The sequence below is a fragment of the Aestuariibaculum sediminum genome, assembly GCF_014596945.1.
Classification (GTDB): domain Bacteria; phylum Bacteroidota; class Bacteroidia; order Flavobacteriales; family Flavobacteriaceae; genus Aestuariibaculum; species Aestuariibaculum sediminum.
Genome location: NZ_JACVXB010000003.1, coordinates 124492 through 142329 on the forward strand (window position 1 = coordinate 124492; position 17838 = coordinate 142329).

The window sequence follows — 17838 nt, forward strand, 5'->3', positions numbered from 1 at the left end:
ATTTCTCATATAAGAATATTATTTAAAGCAAATGGCCAACACCCATAAGAATCGACAGCAAAACAGTTGTAAGGGCTACTTTCTTCAATTCGGGGTCTAATAGCTTTGAATCTTTATTTTTAATCACAGTTTTTATATGAAGGATTAAAGGAATATATGCAATAAAATATATAAGATTAAATATAGAAGTATAGTATAAAATCCCAAATAAAGCCGATAAAACAATAGCTGAAATTACAAGAAATAAATGGTATTTTCTTGCGTTTTTAATACCTAGTTTAACGACCAAGGTAATTTTATTAGACAACCTATCAGATTCAATGTCACGCATATTATTTAAGTTTAACACCGCTGCACTAAGTAACCCTACAGTTATTGCGGGTAAAAAAACAACGTGATCGACAGTTTTAGCGTAAAGCACATAACAACCAATAACACTTACCAAACCAAAAAAAACAAACACATAAACATCGCCTAATCCTTTATACCCATAAGCATTGTTTCCCACCGTATATTTTATAGCTGCCACAACACTAAGTATACCTAAGGCAAAAAACAGCAAGGTTAATAAAAAGTGTTGAGACCTAAAAGCTACAAACACCAATAAAAAAGCCAACCCAATGGAAACTAAAACATTAATTTTAATAGCATTAAACATTTTTGCCGGAGTAATTTCTCCAGTTTGAATTGCACGTTCCGGACCAATTCTACCATTATTATCTGTACCCTTAACGCCATCGCCATAATCATTGGCTAAATTGGATAAAATTTGAAAACTTAAGGTGGTAAGTATTGCTAATGAAAAAATTAACCAATTAAAAACGCCATTGTAAGCGGCTAAACAAGAAGCTAAAACAATTCCTGAAATTGATAAAGGTAGCGTTCGTAAGCGCATGGCAGAAACCCAAATAGAAACTTTCTTCATATTAAGGTATCCATTTTTTAGGAAAATTAGGTTTGCGCTTTTCTAAAAAGGCATTTCTACCTTCAACAGCCTCATCAGTCATATAGGCTAGTCGAGTAGCTTCTCCTGCAAAAACTTGTTGCCCAACCATACCATCATCGGTTAAATTCATTGCGAATTTTAGCATTTTTATTGATGTTGGCGATTTCGCCAATATTTCCTGAGCCCATTCATAGGCCGTTTGTTCCAATTCGTTGTGGGGAATTACGGCGTTAACCATTCCCATTTCGAAGGCTTCCTGAGCTGAATAATTTCTTCCTAAGAAAAAGATTTCTCTGGCCTTTTTCTGCCCAACCATTTTGGCTAAATAAGCCGAACCATAACCACCGTCGAAACTCGTTACATCAGCATCTGTTTGTTTAAAAATAGCATGCTCTTTACTGGCTAAAGTAAGATCGCAAACCACGTGTAAACTATGTCCGCCTCCTACGGCCCAACCTGGAACAACGGCAATAACAGCCTTCGGCATAAAACGTATTAAGCGTTGCACTTCCAATATATTTAAACGGTGATATCCGTCTTCTCCAACATAACCTTGGTGACCTCTTGCCTTCTGGTCGCCACCAGAACAGAAACTCCAAACTCCGTCTTTTGTTGAAGGTCCCTCGGCCGACAATAAAACGGCGCCAATATTCACGTCTTCATTTGCGTCGTAGAATGCGTCATAAAGTTCGCTTGTTGTTTTTGGCCGAAAAGCATTTCGCACATTGGGTCGGTTAAAGGCTATACGCGCCACACCGTTACATTTCTTATAGGTAATATCTTCGTATTCTTTAGCAATTTTCCAATCTAGTTGCTCCATTTTTACATATTTTAGCCAAAAATAAATTTTATTTCAGAATATTAATTAATTCAATATGAAAAATAGCCTTTTGATTTTTACTTTCATGCTTTTCCTAACCTATGGAACTGCACAAAAACGTGATTTTAAAACCATTTACGACATTGAAGCCACGGAAGTATTGAGTCAGGGTGTAACAGGAACATGTTGGAGTTTTTCAACCTCTTCCTTTTTAGAAAGTGAAATCATAAGGAAAACAGGAAAAACTATTGACCTATCTGAAATGTATAATGTGCGTCACACTTACCTGGCAAAGGCATGGAACTATGTTATGCGACAAGGTAAAGCACAATTCAGTCAAGGTGGTTTGGCCCATGATGTTATTAATAGTATTGAAGCGCATGGCTTGGTTCCAAATAGTGTATTTACCGGCTTAGTAAATAATGAAACCTCCTACAATCATAAAAAATTAGAAGACACTCTAAAAACAATATTAGACACCTATTTGAAAGCGCCTAAAAAATATACTGGTAATTGGGAAAATGATATAAACGACATTTTAGATGCTAAAATTGGTAACGATATTACTACTTTTAATTATCAGGGAAAAACATATACTCCTAAAGCATTTCTAGAGTATACTAAAATTAACCCTAAAGACTATATCACGTTAACCTCGTTTACTCACATACCTTTTAACGAATGGAGTATCTTAAACATTCCTGATAATTTCTCCAACGGATTATTTTACAATGTACCATTAAAAACTTTAGTTGAAATCACCAATGAAGCTTTAAAAAAAGGATATACCATAGAATTGGACTGCGATGTTAGTGAAAAATCATTTTCATCTAAATATGGACTGGCCATCATACCTGAACAAGAAAATTTTGAAATTCCTTATATTTTTAAAGATATAGTTCCGGAAAAAGAAATCAATCAAGAATATAGACAACAAGAATTTGAAAATTTTAATACCACCGACGACCATTTAATGCATATAACAGGTATGCTAAAAGACCAAAACGGTACGATATTTTATAAAGTAAAAAATTCATGGGGCAAAAACTCTGATCGTGTTAATTACGGAGGCTATATTTACATGAGTGAAGCCTACTTCAAACTTAAAACCATTTCCATAATGGTAAACAAAAACGCTATTAACAAGAAGTTTACTAAAAAACGACTAAACAATTAATTTTCAAGCTATAGTCACCAAAATATTCTCTGAAAAGAAACATATTGCTTTATAAAACATAAGATTAAACCTTCATAATTGAATAAGAAAATTCGAATTCTGCCGTAATATTTAAGCACATATTTTTTCTTTCAATGAAAATCGAGCAATAGAACGCAACAAATTAATAGAAAAGTTCAAAATATTAACACTTTAATACGAATTTTAAAATAAGTATAAACACGTATTGATTCGTAGTACTTTAATTACTAATTTTGTTGTAGTATAACTCTTAACGTTAAAGTAACATGATTTCAATTTGAAAGCATTAACTTGTCGTTAAAACAAACTAATTGCCTATGCTTCTGATATCTACTATTATTATTTCAAGCTTAATCCTACTTAATTTCCTTCTTTTAAAATTTAGCTGTAACAAATCTACTCGAAAAACTAAGGTAAATAAAATGCCTGTAATTATTCGATCTGAAATTTCTTTATCGAAAGAATTCGATGAACTAGCTCCTACTGGCAGTTAAAGTTAAGGTTTAGAAAGATGTTAACGTACAAATCTGTCAATTAAAGAAAAAGGGGGTAAGCGAAGTAAATTCATCTTAATAACCCCTACCATTTAATAGGAGTCTTTTTTTGCTTGACAAGAATCTCATTGGTCGTACTAAAATGTTTATTTCCAAACCAAAATCCTCTATTAGCACTTAAAGGTGATGGATGTCCGCTGGTTAAAACATAATGCTTTTTGGTGTCTATTAATTTCACTTTCTTTTTAGCAAAACCACCCCAAAGCAGAAATACAACGTGTTCCTTATTATTACTTATATAATGAATGACAGAATCTGTAAATGTTTCCCAACCTTTTCTTTGATGGCTTCCAGCTTCATGAGCTCTAACTGTTAGAGTAGCATTAAGCAACAAAACGCCCTGTTTTGCCCATTGTTCTAAATGACCACTTTCTGGATATGGAACGCCAAGGTCAGATTCCAGTTCTTTAAAAATATTAATTAAAGACGGAGGGTGTTTAACACCATCTTCTACCGAAAAGCACAATCCATTTGCCTGACCTATATCATGATAAGGGTCTTGACCAATTATAACAACTTTTAAATCTTCTAAAGGACAATGATTAAAAGCATTAAAAATTAGATTCTCGGGTGGGAAACATAGATTTTTATTATACTCATCATCTATAAAAGACATTAACGTTTTAAAATAAGGCTTAGCAAATTCTTCTTGTAAACAATTTGCCCAGCCACTATGCAATTCCAGATTCATTTAAATAAGTTTAAATGCAAATAAAATAATACTATCTTTAATTCTGAAAAATTATAAGATTAATTCTCGTTTGTCTTTGAAGTTCCTTATTTATGAAAAAACTAAATTTCCCAACCCCACAAACCATTTTAATTCTTATCGCAGCCTTTGTAGCACTTTTAACTTGGATTATTCCTTCCGGGAAATTTGACACTCTCAAGTACGATACAACTAATCATACTTTTACAACAACGAGTATTAATAAAACAGAGCATTTACCCGCTACACAAACGACCTTAGATCAGTTAAATATTAAAATTCCTCTAGAAAAATTCACCAATGGTGATATTTGGAAACCAGTAGGTATACCAAACACTTATAAAAAAGTGACATCAACACCACAAGGTATTGGTGCATTTATTCAATCACCGATAAAGGGTATTATAGAGGCCGCCGATATTATATTTTTGGTATTATTTATTGGAGGTTTAATTGGTATAATGAATTACACCGGAGCATTTGACGCAGGAATCTCCTGGTTATCTCAAGCCCTAAAAGGGAGAGAATATTTGCTTATTATTATAGTTACATTGCTAATTGCCATTGGAGGCACCACATTCGGTCTTGCCGAAGAAACCATTGCTTTTTATCCAATTCTTATACCCATTTTTTTAGCTGCGAAATACGATGCCTTGGTAGCTTTGGCTAGCATTTATATAGGATCATCCATTGGAACCATGTGTAGTACAGTAAACCCGTTTAGCGTTATTATTGCTTCAGATGCGGCAGGTATAAACTGGACTTCAGGACTAACAATCCGTTTCATAATTTTTATTTTAGGTACTCTTATTTGTATTCTTTACATTATTAAATATGCTCAGCGGGTTAAAAAAGATCCTTCAAAATCTATTATTTATGATCAAAAGGAAGCCATTGAAATCATGTTTGGAAATTCTAACAATTCTAAGGTTGTTTTAAACACTAGACTTCGATTAATTTTATTAATTTTTGCCATGTGTTTCGCCATAATGATTTATGGTGTATCAAATTTAAAGTGGTGGTTTTTAGAAATGACAGTAGTATTTTTTGTAGGCGCTGTATTAATTGGATTTTTGGCGCGAATAAAAGAAACATTCTTTGTTGAAACTTTTGTAAAAGGAGCAGGCGATTTACTGGGGGTTGCATTAATTATTGGTATCGCTAGGGGTATTACTGTACTTATGGATAACGGTCAGATAAGCGACACGATGCTTTATTATGCCAGCTCGGCTACCGAAGGCATGCACAAAGGCATTTTTATTAACGCGTTACTTTTTATCTATAGCGGTTTATCTTTTTTCATTCCATCATCATCGGGTATGGCTGTATTAACTATGCCTATCCTATCCCCTTTAGCCGATGGCGTTGGTATAGGCCGAGAACTAATTGTAAATGCCTACCAATATGGAATGGGTTTATTCGCTTTTATAAATCCTACAGGATTAATCTTAGCATCGCTTGCTATAGTAAAAGTAGGTTACAACAAATGGCTTAAATTTGTAATGCCTTTGGTTATTATACTAACTTTATTTATTATGCTTGCCTTAACTATTAGCGTATATGTTTAATGAAATATTTTTACAAGAAGCTCCTTTAACAAATCACCTTGCGGCACCGAGTTTGAACCAACACCTTTACTTTTTACATCAAAATCCCTCAAAGTAGCGACAACTGCACTTACTTTACGCATGGGAAAATTTCGGGCTGCAGTTACATACTCATTAACAAAATATGGGTTTATTTTTAATGCCGAAGCTACATTTCGTGGAGATTTATCACTTAAACCGTGATAGTGTAATAACTGCGAAAAAAAACTAAATAATAATGATACGGTCATTACCATAGGGTTATCCTTAGGATTATCAGCAAAATATTTTACGATTTGATGCGCTTTTAATTCATCGCGATCTCCAATAGCTTTACGTAATTCAAAATTATTGAAGTCTTTACTTATCCCTATATTTTCTTCAATATGTTCAGGGGTAATTTGCGTTCCTGCTGGTAAAATTATTTTTAATTTTTCTAATTCATTATTAATCTTGCTTAAGTCGGTTCCCAAAAACTCAACTAACATTTGAGCTGCCTTGGGCTCAATGCTATATTTTTGTGAAGCTAAAACACGTCTAATCCAATCGGCTACCTGATTTTCGTAAAGCTTTTTGCTTTCCAAAATTACACCTGTCGATTTTAATGTTTTATACAGCGTTTTGCGCTTATCAAGTGTTTTATATTTATATTGTAAAACCAATACCGTAGAAGGCTGTGGGTTTTTCGCGTATGCAACGAGTTTCTCTATAGTTCTTGATAAATCTTGAGCCTCTTTAACAATTACCACCTGATATTCTGCCATCATAGGATAGCGTTTGGCATTACTTACAATATCCTCAACGGTAACATCACGTCCATAGAGTACCATTTGATTAAATCCGCGTTCTTCTTCGGCTAAAACATTGGTTTCAATATAATCTGATATTCTATCAATATAGTAAGGCTCCTCTCCCATTAAAAAATAAATAGGTTTCAGATTTCCATTTTTAATATCGGTAACTATTTGTTTTACTTCGTCCAAAATTGAAAATAATCGAAATTATACATTCTAATACCCAAAAACAGATGGTAGTATTTGGTAATTGATTAATGAACCTTAACTTTGAAATTATAAAAAAAGCAGCCTTGCAAGAACTCAATTTTCCAAAGTTTTCGTTTCGATTCAAAAGTAACGAAAATAAAATTTCTATATTCGATTGCATCCGTAAAAAGTTTGTGATATTACAGCCTGAAGAATGGGTAAGGCAACACTGTTTATTGTATTTAATGGAAGTTAAAGGTTACCCGAAATCACTTATAAATATTGAGAAAGAACTCATTATTAACGATTTAAAAAAACGTTACGACATTGTCGTTTTTAACCCCAACGGAAGCATACATCTTATTGTTGAATGCAAAGCGCCACAAGTAACGATTAATCAAGAAACTTTCGATCAAATTGCACAATACAACCAGGTATTAAATGCCAGCTACTTAATGGTAACTAATGGTTTAAATCATTATTATTGTCAAATGGATTTTATAAATAAACGTTACGATTTCTTAAGAGATATACCAGAATACACGTCATGAAACTAGCCATTGTTATATTAAACTGGAATGGAAAAAACCTTCTGGAGCAATTTTTGCCATCAGTCGTTAAGTACTCAAAAGAGGCAGAAATATATGTAGCCGACAATGCCTCTACAGACGACTCTTTACACTTTTTAGAGACTCATTTTCCTTCAGTTAACATCATAAAAAATTCTGAAAATGGCGGATATGCCAAAGGATATAATGATGCTTTAAAACATATTGATGCCGATATATACTGTCTTTTAAATAGTGACATAGAAGTGACCAAGCATTGGTTAATGCCTGTTATCGAATTATTTTTAAAAGAACCGCGTACCGCCATTCTTCAACCTAAAATTTTAGATTTTAAAAATAAAACTCAGTTTGAATATGCCGGAGCTGCAGGTGGTTTTATTGATAAATACGGTTACCCCTATTGTCGTGGTAGAATTTTTGAAACCATCGAACCTGACTTGGGTCAATTCAACGACACAACAGAAATATTTTGGGCCTCAGGAGCTTGCTTATTCATTAGGCAGGATGTTTTTAAAACTTTGAACGGTTTCGACGAATCGTTTTTTGCACATATGGAAGAAATCGATTTATGTTGGCGCGCAAAAAACTGTGGGTATACTGTTAAATATATTGGTTTATCTACAGTTTATCATGTTGGCGGAGCCACATTAAACAACCAAAACCCCAAAAAAACATTCTTAAACTTTAGAAACAGTTTATTTGCTTTAACCAAAAACGCCACTTCTCCACTTTTTCCAAAAATTTTACTAAGATTAGTTCTAGATGGCATTGCTGGCATAAAATTTGTTATTCAGATGAAACCGAAGCATGCTTTAGCCATCATTAAAGGACATTTTAGTTTTTACAGTCATTTACCAAGGTTATTAAAGCTTCGAAAAGAAATAAAAAATAAAGCGAAATATTACAATCGAACATCCATTGTGTTCGATTATTTCGTAAATAGAAAAAAACACTTCAAAAGTCTGTAGATATAGTTGATAAAAGTTTTGTTAAAATTGTTAAATCGGCTATTTTTTACATATTTTTGTGGTTATAACTTAAAATATTAATCCTTAATTAATTATGAGAAAAGTCCTATTACTTGGCGCATCTGCAATGCTTGTGCTAAGTTCATGTGTATCAAAAAAACAATTTACCGATCTTGAAGCTAAATATAAAGAATCTCAAGATTTACTTAATTCAGCAACCGTAAAATTAAACTCTTGTTTAGAGGAAAGAGCATCTGCATCAGCGCGTGCTAAAGCTCTAGAAGAGCAGGTTACGGACTTAAGAAACTATAACGAAAATTTACAAGTATTATCTGCTAAAGGAGCTTCTAACATAGAAAAAACTTTAGAGAGCATGAAAGAGAAAGATTTAAAAATCAATCGTTTACAAGATGCTCTTACAAAGAAAGACAGTGTTACTTTAGCGCTTGTTACAAGTTTAAAACGTGAAGTTGGAATTAACGATCCTGATATCGAAGTAAATGTTGAAAAAGGTGTTGTTTACATCTCTATCGCTGATAAATTATTATTCAAAAGTGGTAGCTACAACGTAACTACTCAAGCTAAAGATGTGTTAGCAAAAGTAGCGAAAGTAGTTAACAGCAAGCCTGACTTCGAATGTATGGTTGAAGGTCACACAGATAACGTACCTTACAAAAGCAATGGTGTAATACTTGACAACTGGGATTTAAGTGTTAAACGTGCTACTTCTGTTGTAAGAGTATTAGAGGACTTAGGTGTTAACCCAAGCCAACTTGTTGCTGCCGGTCGTGCTGATTATGTACCTTTAGTAGAAAACAATACTGCTGAAAACAGAGCTAGAAACCGTCGTACTCGTATTTTAGTATTACCGAAAATCGATCAGTTCTACGAAATGATTGAAAAAGAAATGAAAAACTTAGAAGCTGGCAACTAATTAGCTTTCTAAAAATAACTTTAAAGCCCGACCATTGGTCGGGCTTTTTATTTATGAAAAATTTGAGTCAACATTCATTTTGACGCTACAATTTTCATTCATAACTTGCCTACTTTAACGAACAAATACACGATAATTCTTTGAAACAACTTTTTCCTTATATCATTATTTTAGGTGCATGCATTTCAGTGTTTTCACAAAATAAAACACAGGACAAACCTAATATTTTACTTATTAACGTTGATGACCTAGGTTGGAAAGATGTAGGCTTTATGGGGAGTAAATATTATCATACCCCAAATATTGATAGTCTGGCCAGGCAAGGTATGGTATTTTCAAATGGATATGCGGCATCATCCAATTGTGCCCCAAGTAGGGCTTGCTTAATGACTGGAAAATGGACACCTCGTCATGGCATTTACACCGTGAATAATTCAGATAGAGGTGCTTCTAAAGATAGGAAAATAATACCTACAAAAAACCAGACCACCTTATCTAAAAACCATGTTATTATTCCTCAAGTTTTAAAAAACAACGGATACGCCACGTGCCATGCTGGTAAATGGCACTTAAGTGAAACTCCTTTAGAATTTGGATTTCAATTGAATATTGGCGGAGGTCATAACGGACACCCTAAAAGTTATTATCCACCCTATAAAAATGTAAATCTTCCAGAAGGAAAAAACAAGCAATTAACAGACCTCATTACAGAGCACAGCATAAAGTTTCTTGATACAGTTTCTAAGCCTTTCTTTTTATACTATGCCAGTTACGCTGTTCATACTCCTATTCAGGCTATAGATAGTTTAATGCATAAATATGAAAATAAATCCGCATGGAACGGACAGCATAATGCCGAATATGCAACAATGATTGAAAATTTAGACAGGAACATAGGGCTCTTATTAAGAAAACTAAAAAAGGCGGACCTATTTCAAAACACCTTGATTATTTTCACCTCTGATAACGGCGGTCTTTATGGTATTACCAAACAAAAGCCTTTAAGAGCAGGGAAAGGAAGTTATTACGAAGGAGGTATTCGTGAACCTTTCCTTTTTGTGTGGCAAAATCATATAAAACCGAATACCATAAATGATACACCGATTACCAATTTAGACATCTTTCCAACGCTCCTAAACGCCGTTCAAATTAAGCATTCAATAAATTTAGATGGTAAAACTTTAGTTCCAATATTAGAAGGTAACAGTCAAGATTTAAACCGAGCTTTATTTTGGCACTTTCCAATTTATTTGCAAGCGTATAACAAAGAGGATAACGAAAATAGAGATCCTTTATTTAGAACAAGACCTGGATCGGTAATAAGGTATGGCAAATGGAAACTTCATTACTATTTTGAAGACAACGATATTGAACTTTACAACTTAGAAGATGATATAAGTGAAAGCAACAATCTTGCATTAATACATCCTCGACAAGCAAATAAACTACTCAAAAGATTAAAAAAATGGTGGAAAAAAACGGATGCTCCTATACCGAAAACTTTAAACCCTAATTTCAAAAAATAATATTTTATAAAACATCCAAACTCCCCTTGCCTTCTCTAACTATTATGGCAGGAGTTTCAGACATATCAATTACGGTGGAAGGATGATTATCACCATAACCACCATCGATTACAACATCGACCAAGTTATCCCATTTTTCAAGAATTAACTCAGGATCGGTCGTATATTCTATAACCTCATCTTCATCCCGAATAGAGGTTGATATAATAGGATGTCCTAATTTTTTAACAATTTCTAGAGCAATCTTGTTATTTGGCACACGTATTCCAACGGTTTTTTTCTTTTTAAAGGGATGCGGTAAATTTTTAGAACCCGGTAAAATAAAGGTATAAGGCCCAGGCAGCGCGCGTTTTAACACTTTAAAAGTAGACGTGTCGATTTGTTTTACGTAATCACTTAAATGGCTTAAATCATGACAAATAAAAGAAAAGTTAGCTTTTTCCAGTTTAACTTGTTTAATTCGAGCTACACGTTCTAATGCTTTAATATTACTAATATCACAACCCAATCCATAAACTGTATCGGTAGGATAGATTATCAATCCGCCCCGCTTTAATATGTCCACCACTTTATCTATTTCCCTAGGGTTGGGATTTTCTTCGTAAATTCTTATAAAATCTGCCATGATACAGTTAGTTAGCTTGCGAAAACAAATTAACGACAATTTTTCAATTCTAAAACTTTTTTTTAATTCTAAGAAAATTATTACCCATTTTTAAATTTAAATCTCACAAATTAATTGTTTTTCAGTATATAATTATTTATTTTTAGTATTAACATACTCATAACATGATTATGAAACCATTTATTATTTCCCGTATTTTCGTTTGTTTATGCCTTGTTTTTTGTGCTGTAGGATTGGCGCAAGACAAAATTAAAACTAATACAAACAAACCTCCCCTTAGTCCTGAGTTAAAGGCTAAATCAAAAATTTTATTTGCTGACCAATATGAGTATAAAAAGTTAACCGTTATAAAAGGCACTTTAGATGATGCTTTTAATGAAGCTAAAGCTCAAAACAAATACTTATTTGTAGTCACCTCTTATGACAATAGATTTAGGTCAATAAGTGAAATGGCTTTGAGAAATATGGAAATAAACGAAAACATTAATGCCGAAATAACCAATGCTTTTTTGTTTTATAAATGCAACTTTTCAGACTATAGAAATAAATATTTATTTTGGGCTAATAATAGTATAGCACATCCCAGCGGATTTATTTTTGATAGCCAAGGAACGCTAATTAATATAGCTGTAGGTGCTGGTGATGTTGCAAATGGTACTACGTTGTTAGGTGACTTTAATAAAATTGACTACAAGCCATTTTGTTCTGATTTAAACTTACATGGCAAAAATGCCATTCAGTTTTTAAACACTCAAATTGCCGCATTTCAAACGCTTATAAATCCCGTCAGTAAGTATAAGGATTATGAGCAAGCCTATACTAATGTAACCCAATCTTTTGAGCAACAACAATATTACTTTAATACCTTTTTAGCTGAAAAACTTAGCGAGAAATTAGGCATGGCCGATACTGCGATTAAGTATGCTATTAAACGAAAAGAATTAGAAACGAATCCGAAAAACAAACAATTATTTGATTTACTTATTGAGTGACTAACTTAAAAAAACCTGCATTTTAAAAAATGCAGGTTTTGGTTTAATTGTTTTATATTGAATGCTGTCTAACCAATAACATCGAGCTTTGCAAAGCGCAATAATAATTTCTTTACACCCACTTGCTGGAACTTAATCTCGGCTTTTAAGTCGGCTCCGGTTCCTTCAATTTTTAATACTTCCCCTTTACCAAAACGCATATGATTTACGATATTTCCGACAGCCAATTTACCATCAAATAAATTGGTATCGCCACCAGATTTGGTTGCATCTACGGGTTTTAATTTTTTAGGTGTTGAAGCCTGGAATTTAGGCTGCTCTTTTTGAGGGGTTCCTTTCTTTAAATTAACTTGTTTAGCCGGTTTGAATCGGATATTTTGTTTAGAAACCACCTGCTGTTTGGTGTTAGGACTTACGTCCCCAAAAATATCAGCATCGAGCATCGGGTTAATGCGTCGTTCTTCAATTGGAGTGGTTATTTCTAAATATTGCTCATCAATTTCCTGAATAAATCGACTCGGATCGGCATCTGTTAATTTCCCCCAACGGTATCTTGACAAGGCATAGGTTAAATAGGCCTGTTTTTCAGCGCGGGTTAAAGCTACATAAAACAAACGGCGTTCTTCTTCAAGCTCGCTACGCGTATTCATACTCATTGCACTTGGAAATAAATCTTCTTCTAGCCCCACAATAAACACATGCGGAAACTCTAATCCTTTTGCCAAGTGAATCGTCATTAATGCAACATGGTCTACATCTTCTTTATCAGAATCCAAATCACTGGAAAGTGCTACATCCTCTAAAAATTCCGATAAGGATGCTGTTGCATCAGCCACTTCCAATTGGCCCTCAACAAAGTCTTTCATACCATTAAGTAACTCCTCGATATTTTCCATGCGAGTTACTCCTTCAGGTGTGGCATCTTTTTTAAATTCTTTTATTAAACCACTTGTGCGCGTAACATGCTCTGCCAATTCAAACACATCGGCAGTTTGATTCATTACCTGATAACTTTCAATCATAGTTACAAAATCAAAAAGCTTACCTTTTGTTCCTGAATTAATTTTAATATCAACCTTGTCGATATTTTTCATCACTTCAAAAATAGTTCGGTTATATTGGTTCGCAGCTACCACTAAACGGTCTACAGTAGTCGCTCCAATGCCACGCGGAGGGAAATTTATAACGCGTTTTAAAGCTTCTTCATCAGACGGGTTAATAACGAGTCGCAAATACGAAATTACATCCTTGATTTCTTTACGTTGATAGAATGATAATCCTCCATAAATTTTATAAGGAATATCACGTTTACGCAACGCATCTTCGATAGCTCTCGATTGGGCATTTGTACGATATAAAACAGCAAAATCCTTATTTTGTAATTGTTCGTTCATTTTGGTTTCCCAAATTGTACTAGCTACATAACGTCCTTCGTCACCATCGGTTAGGGATCGATTAACAATTATTTTGCCTCCTTCGTCATTCGCCGTCCAAACAACTTTATCAAGTTTTGTTTGGTTTTTGTCAATTATTGAGTTGGCAGCGTTTACGATATTTTTTGTTGAACGATAATTTTGTTCCAAACGATACAACTTAACATTATCATAGTCCTTCTGGAAATTTAAAATATTATTAATATTCGCTCCGCGGAAAGCATAAATACTTTGCGCATCATCACCTACAACACAAATATTTTGAAATTTATCTGATAGAGCGCGAACAATTAAATACTGCGAGTGATTAGTATCCTGATACTCGTCGACCAAAATATATCTGAAACGGTTTTGGTATTTCATTAACACTTCAGGAAAACGAGTTAGTAACTCGTTTGTTCGAAGAAGTAAATCATCAAAATCCATAGCCCCTGCTTTAAAACAACGATCTACATAAGCTTTATAGATATCACCCATTCGAGGTCGTCTGGCCATGGCATCGGCTTCTTGTAATTCTGAATTTTGAAGATAAGCCTTAACGGTAATTAAACTATTTTTATAAGAAGATATTCTTGAACGTATCGATTTTGCCTTATAAATATCTTTATCCAGCCCCATTTCTTTAATAATAGAACCTATTAATTTGTCGGAATCCTGCGAGTCGTAAATGGTAAAATTAGTTGGAAACCCAAGTTTATCCGCTTCAATACGTAATATTTTAGCAAATATGGAGTGAAACGTTCCCATCCATAAATTTCTAGCTTCACTTTCACCTACAATAGACGCGATACGTTCTTTCATTTCTCGTGCCGCCTTGTTAGTAAACGTCAACGATAAAATATTAAAAGCATCTATACCTTGACTCATTAGGTAGGCAATCCTGTAGGTTAACACACGTGTTTTACCAGAACCTGCACCGGCAATTACAATCATTGGGCCGTCCTTCTGCAGTGTTGGTGCTAGCTGTGCCTCGTTTAACTGACTTAAATACTTCTCCAAAATTAATTTAAATTTTAAGGGCTAAAATTAATCATTGCCAACCGTTTAATTAAATGGTTTTATTAATAATTATAAACAATTAGCGGGTTGGTTTGCTTTATATAATTTTTGAATATCTTTATATCAATGTAATAATCGACTTACCAATGCGTATATTCTGTTTACTGTTTCTTTTTTGTTGCTTTCAAAGTTTCCCTCAAAACACGCTTAATCAAGACATAAAGGCTATCGAATCAAAAATTATTGATTGGCGACACCATTTTCACCAATATCCGGAACTCTCCAATAGAGAATTTAAAACAGCTGCAAAAATTGCAACGCATTTAAAATCTTTAGGATTAGAAGTAAAAACTGAAGTCGCTAAAACAGGTGTTATCGGCATTCTAAAAGGTAACAGCAATGGTAAGGTAGTTGCTTTACGCGCCGATATTGATGCCTTACCTGTTACCGAACGAAACGACCTCTCTTTTAAATCGAATGAAACTACAGAGTTTTTAGGGAACACTACCGGTGTTATGCACGCCTGCGGACATGATAGCCATATAGCTATTTTAATGGGCGTTGCCGAAATATTATCGAAACACAAAAATAAAATTAAAGGCACTGTTAAATTTATTTTTCAACCAGCGGAAGAAGGTCCTCCTCCTGGTGAAGAAGGCGGGGCTAAATTAATGATTAAAGAAGGGGTATTAAAAAACCCAGATGTAGATGCTATTTTTGGTTTGCATATAAAATCCGAAATTCCCGTTGGGGAAATTAAATATAAAGCCGAAGGCATCATGGCTTCAGTTGAACGTTTTGTAGTTCAGGTAAAAGGAAAGCAAACCCATGGCTCTACCCCATGGACTGGCATAGACCCTATATATATTTCGGCAAAAATCATCGATGGCTTTCAAAGCATTATTAGTCGAGAAACCGATTTAACCGATGCCCCAGCTGTAATTACCGTTGGAAAAATAGAAGGTGGGGTACGTTATAATATCATTCCTGAAAGTGCCCAGCTAACAGGCACCATAAGAACCTTGAACCCCGTTACCAGAGAAAGAATCATTAATAGAATGACCTCAATGGCTTCAACAATTGCTGAAGCATATGGCGGTGAGGCGACTATAGAGTTTAGAAATGAAGCCGCGGTAACCTACAACGATGTTAATCTTGTAGAACAAATGCTACCTACCCTTGAGCGTGTAGCTGGGAAGGCTAATGTTAAACTTACTAAAGCCGTTACTATTGGGGAAGATTTTTCATTCTATCAGGAAAAAATTCCTGGATTTTACTTCTTCTTGGGAGGTATGACACCTGGAAATTCAAAAGCATTTCCGCATCACACACCTGATTTTAGAATTGACGATGCCGGAATGTTGCTTGGCGTTAAGGTGATGACTAATTTTGCAATAGATTTTTTAAACAACTAAACTTACTTTATGGATTTTATTTCTAACATCAGTTGGTGGATGTGGATTTTAATTATTTTAATTCTTATTGCCATTCGCGATATTTTTCTTCAAAAAAAACACACCATAAGCCACAACTATCCTATTGTTGGTCATTTACGCTATATGCTCGAGAAAATCGGCCCCGAACTACGCCAATACCTAGTAGCTAATAACCGCGAAGAACTTCCCTTTAACCGTATTGAGCGTGGGTGGATTTACGCCTCAGCTAAAAAAGAAAATAATTATGAAGGTTTTGGTACCGATCGCGACATCTATGCGCATCATCATATTTTTGTAAATAACGCCATGATACCATACCACCCGAAAGCTGGACACCCCAACGATATCGACAAAACCTTTTTACCGTGTGCCAAGGTCATGGGAGTACATAACAAACGTAAAAAACCTTATCGTCCGGCATCGGTTATTAACGTATCGGCAATGAGTTTTGGCTCACTTTCTGCAAAAGCTGTAGAATCCTTAAACAAAGGCATTAAAATGGCCGATGCATATCACAATACCGGTGAAGGCGGGTTATCGCCATACCACAGCCATGGTGGTGATGTTATTTTTCACTTCGGAACTGGCTATTTTGGTGTTCGTAATGGTGACGGAACATTTTCATTAGAAAAACTAGTGAAACTTGTTAAAGACAATTCTTTTATCCGAGCTATTGAAATTAAATTATCGCAAGGTGCAAAACCAGGTAAAGGAGGCGTTTTACCTGCTTCAAAAATAACCAAAGAAATTGCCAATATTCGCCATGTGCCCCTAGGCAAAGATGTATTATCACCACCTAATCACTCTGCCTTTTCATCTATTCCAGAACTATTAGAATTTATTGAAACAATTGCCGAAGCTACAGGTTTGCCCGTAGGAATTAAGGCAGCCATCGGAAAATTGGATCAATGGGAGGAACTTGCTAATGAGATGTTGAAAACAGAAAAAGGACCTGATTTTATTACCGTTGATGGCGGTGAGGGTGGTACAGGCGCAGCCCCTCCTAGTTTTGCTGACCACGTATCTTTACCATGGGTTTATGGCTTTAGTGATTTGTACAAACTTTTTCAAAATAAAGGATTAGCAGAGCGCATTGTATTTATTGGAAGTGGAAAATTAGGATTTCCTGCCAAAGCGGCTATGGCGTTTGCAATGGGTGCCGATTGTATTAATGTAGCTCGTGAAGCGATGATGAGTATTGGCTGTATACAAGCACAGGTGTGCCATACCAACCGCTGTCCAAGTGGTGTTGCCACGCAAAGTAAATGGTTGCAAAATGGGATAGACCCGACTTTAAAATCTATGCGACTGGCTCAGTATTTTAAAACATTTAGAAAAGAATTTATTGAAATTACGCATGCAGCAGGATATGAACACCCTTGTCAGTTTAAAATGACTGACATTGAAATTAATGTCGATGACCACAACCTATCAAAAGAATTAAACAAAACTTACATGTATAGTAAAACTCCTGTTCCATTTTCAAGTATGCAGGATTTAAAAGATTGTATATATTTGGGAGGTAGTAAACAGCCTAAACTCTAACTTAACACATATTAT

The 17838-nt window shown here is 34.5% G+C and carries 15 protein-coding genes; 9 read left to right on the forward strand and 6 right to left on the reverse strand.

Features of this window, described 5'->3' with window-relative positions:
- Positions 1-22: 22 nt before the first annotated feature.
- A complete protein-coding gene (gene menA, locus ICJ83_RS08255; RefSeq protein ID WP_188229914.1) occupies positions 23-925 on the reverse strand; it encodes a 1,4-dihydroxy-2-naphthoate octaprenyltransferase in 903 nt (300 codons plus the stop codon).
- Position 926: 1 nt separating this feature from the next.
- A complete protein-coding gene (locus ICJ83_RS08260) occupies positions 927-1766 on the reverse strand; it encodes a 1,4-dihydroxy-2-naphthoyl-CoA synthase (protein ID WP_188229915.1) in 840 nt (279 codons plus the stop codon).
- Positions 1767-1821: 55 nt separating this feature from the next.
- On the opposite strand from ICJ83_RS08260, the gene ICJ83_RS08265 reads away from it, so the two are divergent.
- Positions 1822-2943 carry a C1 family peptidase gene (locus ICJ83_RS08265; protein WP_188229916.1) on the forward strand — a complete coding sequence of 374 codons (1122 nt, stop codon included), beginning with the start codon at positions 1822-1824 and terminating at the stop codon, positions 2941-2943.
- 600 nt (positions 2944-3543) lie between these two features.
- Here ICJ83_RS08265 and ICJ83_RS08270 read toward each other — a convergent pair.
- Positions 3544-4209 (reverse strand): uracil-DNA glycosylase, encoded by a 666-nt coding sequence (locus tag ICJ83_RS08270; protein WP_188229917.1) that lies wholly within the window; start codon positions 4207-4209, stop codon positions 3544-3546.
- Positions 4210-4301: 92 nt separating this feature from the next.
- Between ICJ83_RS08270 and ICJ83_RS08275 the strand changes: the two genes are divergently transcribed.
- Positions 4302-5795: a YfcC family protein gene (locus ICJ83_RS08275; protein WP_188229918.1), complete on the forward strand. Its 1494-nt coding sequence runs from the start codon at positions 4302-4304 to the stop codon at positions 5793-5795.
- Here ICJ83_RS08275 and holA read toward each other — a convergent pair.
- A complete protein-coding gene (holA, locus tag ICJ83_RS08280) occupies positions 5792-6796 on the reverse strand; it encodes a DNA polymerase III subunit delta (protein ID WP_188229919.1) in 1005 nt (334 codons plus the stop codon). The genes ICJ83_RS08275 and holA overlap by 4 nt on opposite strands.
- Before the next feature lie 104 nt (positions 6797-6900).
- Between holA and ICJ83_RS08285 the strand changes: the two genes are divergently transcribed.
- From ICJ83_RS08285 to ICJ83_RS08300, 4 genes are all read left to right on the forward strand, one after another.
- Positions 6901-7347 carry a type I restriction enzyme HsdR N-terminal domain-containing protein gene (locus tag ICJ83_RS08285; RefSeq protein WP_188230287.1) on the forward strand — a complete coding sequence of 149 codons (447 nt, stop codon included), beginning with the start codon at positions 6901-6903 and terminating at the stop codon, positions 7345-7347.
- Positions 7344-8333 carry a glycosyltransferase family 2 protein gene (locus tag ICJ83_RS08290; RefSeq protein ID WP_188229920.1) on the forward strand — a complete coding sequence of 330 codons (990 nt, stop codon included), beginning with the start codon at positions 7344-7346 and terminating at the stop codon, positions 8331-8333. Before ICJ83_RS08285 ends, ICJ83_RS08290 begins: the two co-directional genes overlap by 4 nt.
- Positions 8334-8427: 94 nt before the next feature.
- Positions 8428-9267, forward strand: a complete 840-nt coding sequence (locus ICJ83_RS08295; RefSeq protein WP_188229921.1) for an OmpA/MotB family protein — start codon at positions 8428-8430, stop codon at positions 9265-9267.
- A 140-nt stretch (positions 9268-9407) separates the two neighbouring features.
- Positions 9408-10793 (forward strand): sulfatase, encoded by a 1386-nt coding sequence (locus tag ICJ83_RS08300; protein ID WP_223154663.1) that lies wholly within the window; start codon positions 9408-9410, stop codon positions 10791-10793.
- 4 nt (positions 10794-10797) lie between these two features.
- On the opposite strand, the gene ICJ83_RS08305 is transcribed toward ICJ83_RS08300, so the two are convergent.
- Positions 10798-11418, reverse strand: a complete 621-nt coding sequence (locus ICJ83_RS08305) for an L-threonylcarbamoyladenylate synthase (RefSeq protein WP_188229922.1) — start codon at positions 11416-11418, stop codon at positions 10798-10800.
- Positions 11419-11588: 170 nt separating this feature from the next.
- On the opposite strand from ICJ83_RS08305, the gene ICJ83_RS08310 reads away from it, so the two are divergent.
- Positions 11589-12410 (forward strand): thioredoxin domain-containing protein, encoded by an 822-nt coding sequence (locus ICJ83_RS08310; protein WP_188229923.1) that lies wholly within the window; start codon positions 11589-11591, stop codon positions 12408-12410.
- A gap of 68 nt (positions 12411-12478) precedes the next feature.
- Here the strand turns inward: ICJ83_RS08310 and ICJ83_RS08315 are convergent, their stop codons facing one another.
- Positions 12479-14842 (reverse strand): ATP-dependent helicase, encoded by a 2364-nt coding sequence (locus ICJ83_RS08315; protein WP_188229924.1) that lies wholly within the window; start codon positions 14840-14842, stop codon positions 12479-12481.
- A 146-nt stretch (positions 14843-14988) separates the two neighbouring features.
- Here ICJ83_RS08315 and ICJ83_RS08320 point away from each other — a divergent pair, with 146 nt between their 5' ends.
- A complete protein-coding gene (locus ICJ83_RS08320; protein WP_188229925.1) occupies positions 14989-16257 on the forward strand; it encodes an amidohydrolase in 1269 nt (422 codons plus the stop codon).
- 9 nt (positions 16258-16266) lie between these two features.
- Positions 16267-17823 (forward strand): FMN-binding glutamate synthase family protein, encoded by a 1557-nt coding sequence (locus tag ICJ83_RS08325; RefSeq protein ID WP_188229926.1) that lies wholly within the window; start codon positions 16267-16269, stop codon positions 17821-17823.
- Positions 17824-17838 lie beyond the last annotated feature (15 nt).

Excerpts from the sequence above, each read along its gene's own strand:
- menA (WP_188229914.1), bottom strand. The coding sequence starts at position 925 with ATGAAGAAAGTTTCTATTTGGGTTTCTGCCATGCGCTTACGAACGCTA.
- ICJ83_RS08260 (WP_188229915.1), bottom strand. The coding sequence starts at position 1,766 with ATGGAGCAACTAGATTGGAAAATTGCTAAAGAATACGAAGATATTACC.
- ICJ83_RS08265 (WP_188229916.1), top strand. The coding sequence starts at position 1,822 with ATGAAAAATAGCCTTTTGATTTTTACTTTCATGCTTTTCCTAACCTAT.
- ICJ83_RS08270 (WP_188229917.1), bottom strand. The coding sequence starts at position 4,209 with ATGAATCTGGAATTGCATAGTGGCTGGGCAAATTGTTTACAAGAAGAA.
- ICJ83_RS08275 (WP_188229918.1), top strand. The coding sequence starts at position 4,302 with ATGAAAAAACTAAATTTCCCAACCCCACAAACCATTTTAATTCTTATC.
- ICJ83_RS08290 (WP_188229920.1), top strand. The coding sequence starts at position 7,344 with ATGAAACTAGCCATTGTTATATTAAACTGGAATGGAAAAAACCTTCTG.
- ICJ83_RS08295 (WP_188229921.1), top strand. The coding sequence starts at position 8,428 with ATGAGAAAAGTCCTATTACTTGGCGCATCTGCAATGCTTGTGCTAAGT.
- ICJ83_RS08305 (WP_188229922.1), bottom strand. The coding sequence starts at position 11,418 with ATGGCAGATTTTATAAGAATTTACGAAGAAAATCCCAACCCTAGGGAA.
- ICJ83_RS08310 (WP_188229923.1), top strand. The coding sequence starts at position 11,589 with ATGAAACCATTTATTATTTCCCGTATTTTCGTTTGTTTATGCCTTGTT.
- ICJ83_RS08320 (WP_188229925.1), top strand. The coding sequence starts at position 14,989 with ATGCGTATATTCTGTTTACTGTTTCTTTTTTGTTGCTTTCAAAGTTTC.
- ICJ83_RS08325 (WP_188229926.1), top strand. The coding sequence starts at position 16,267 with ATGGATTTTATTTCTAACATCAGTTGGTGGATGTGGATTTTAATTATT.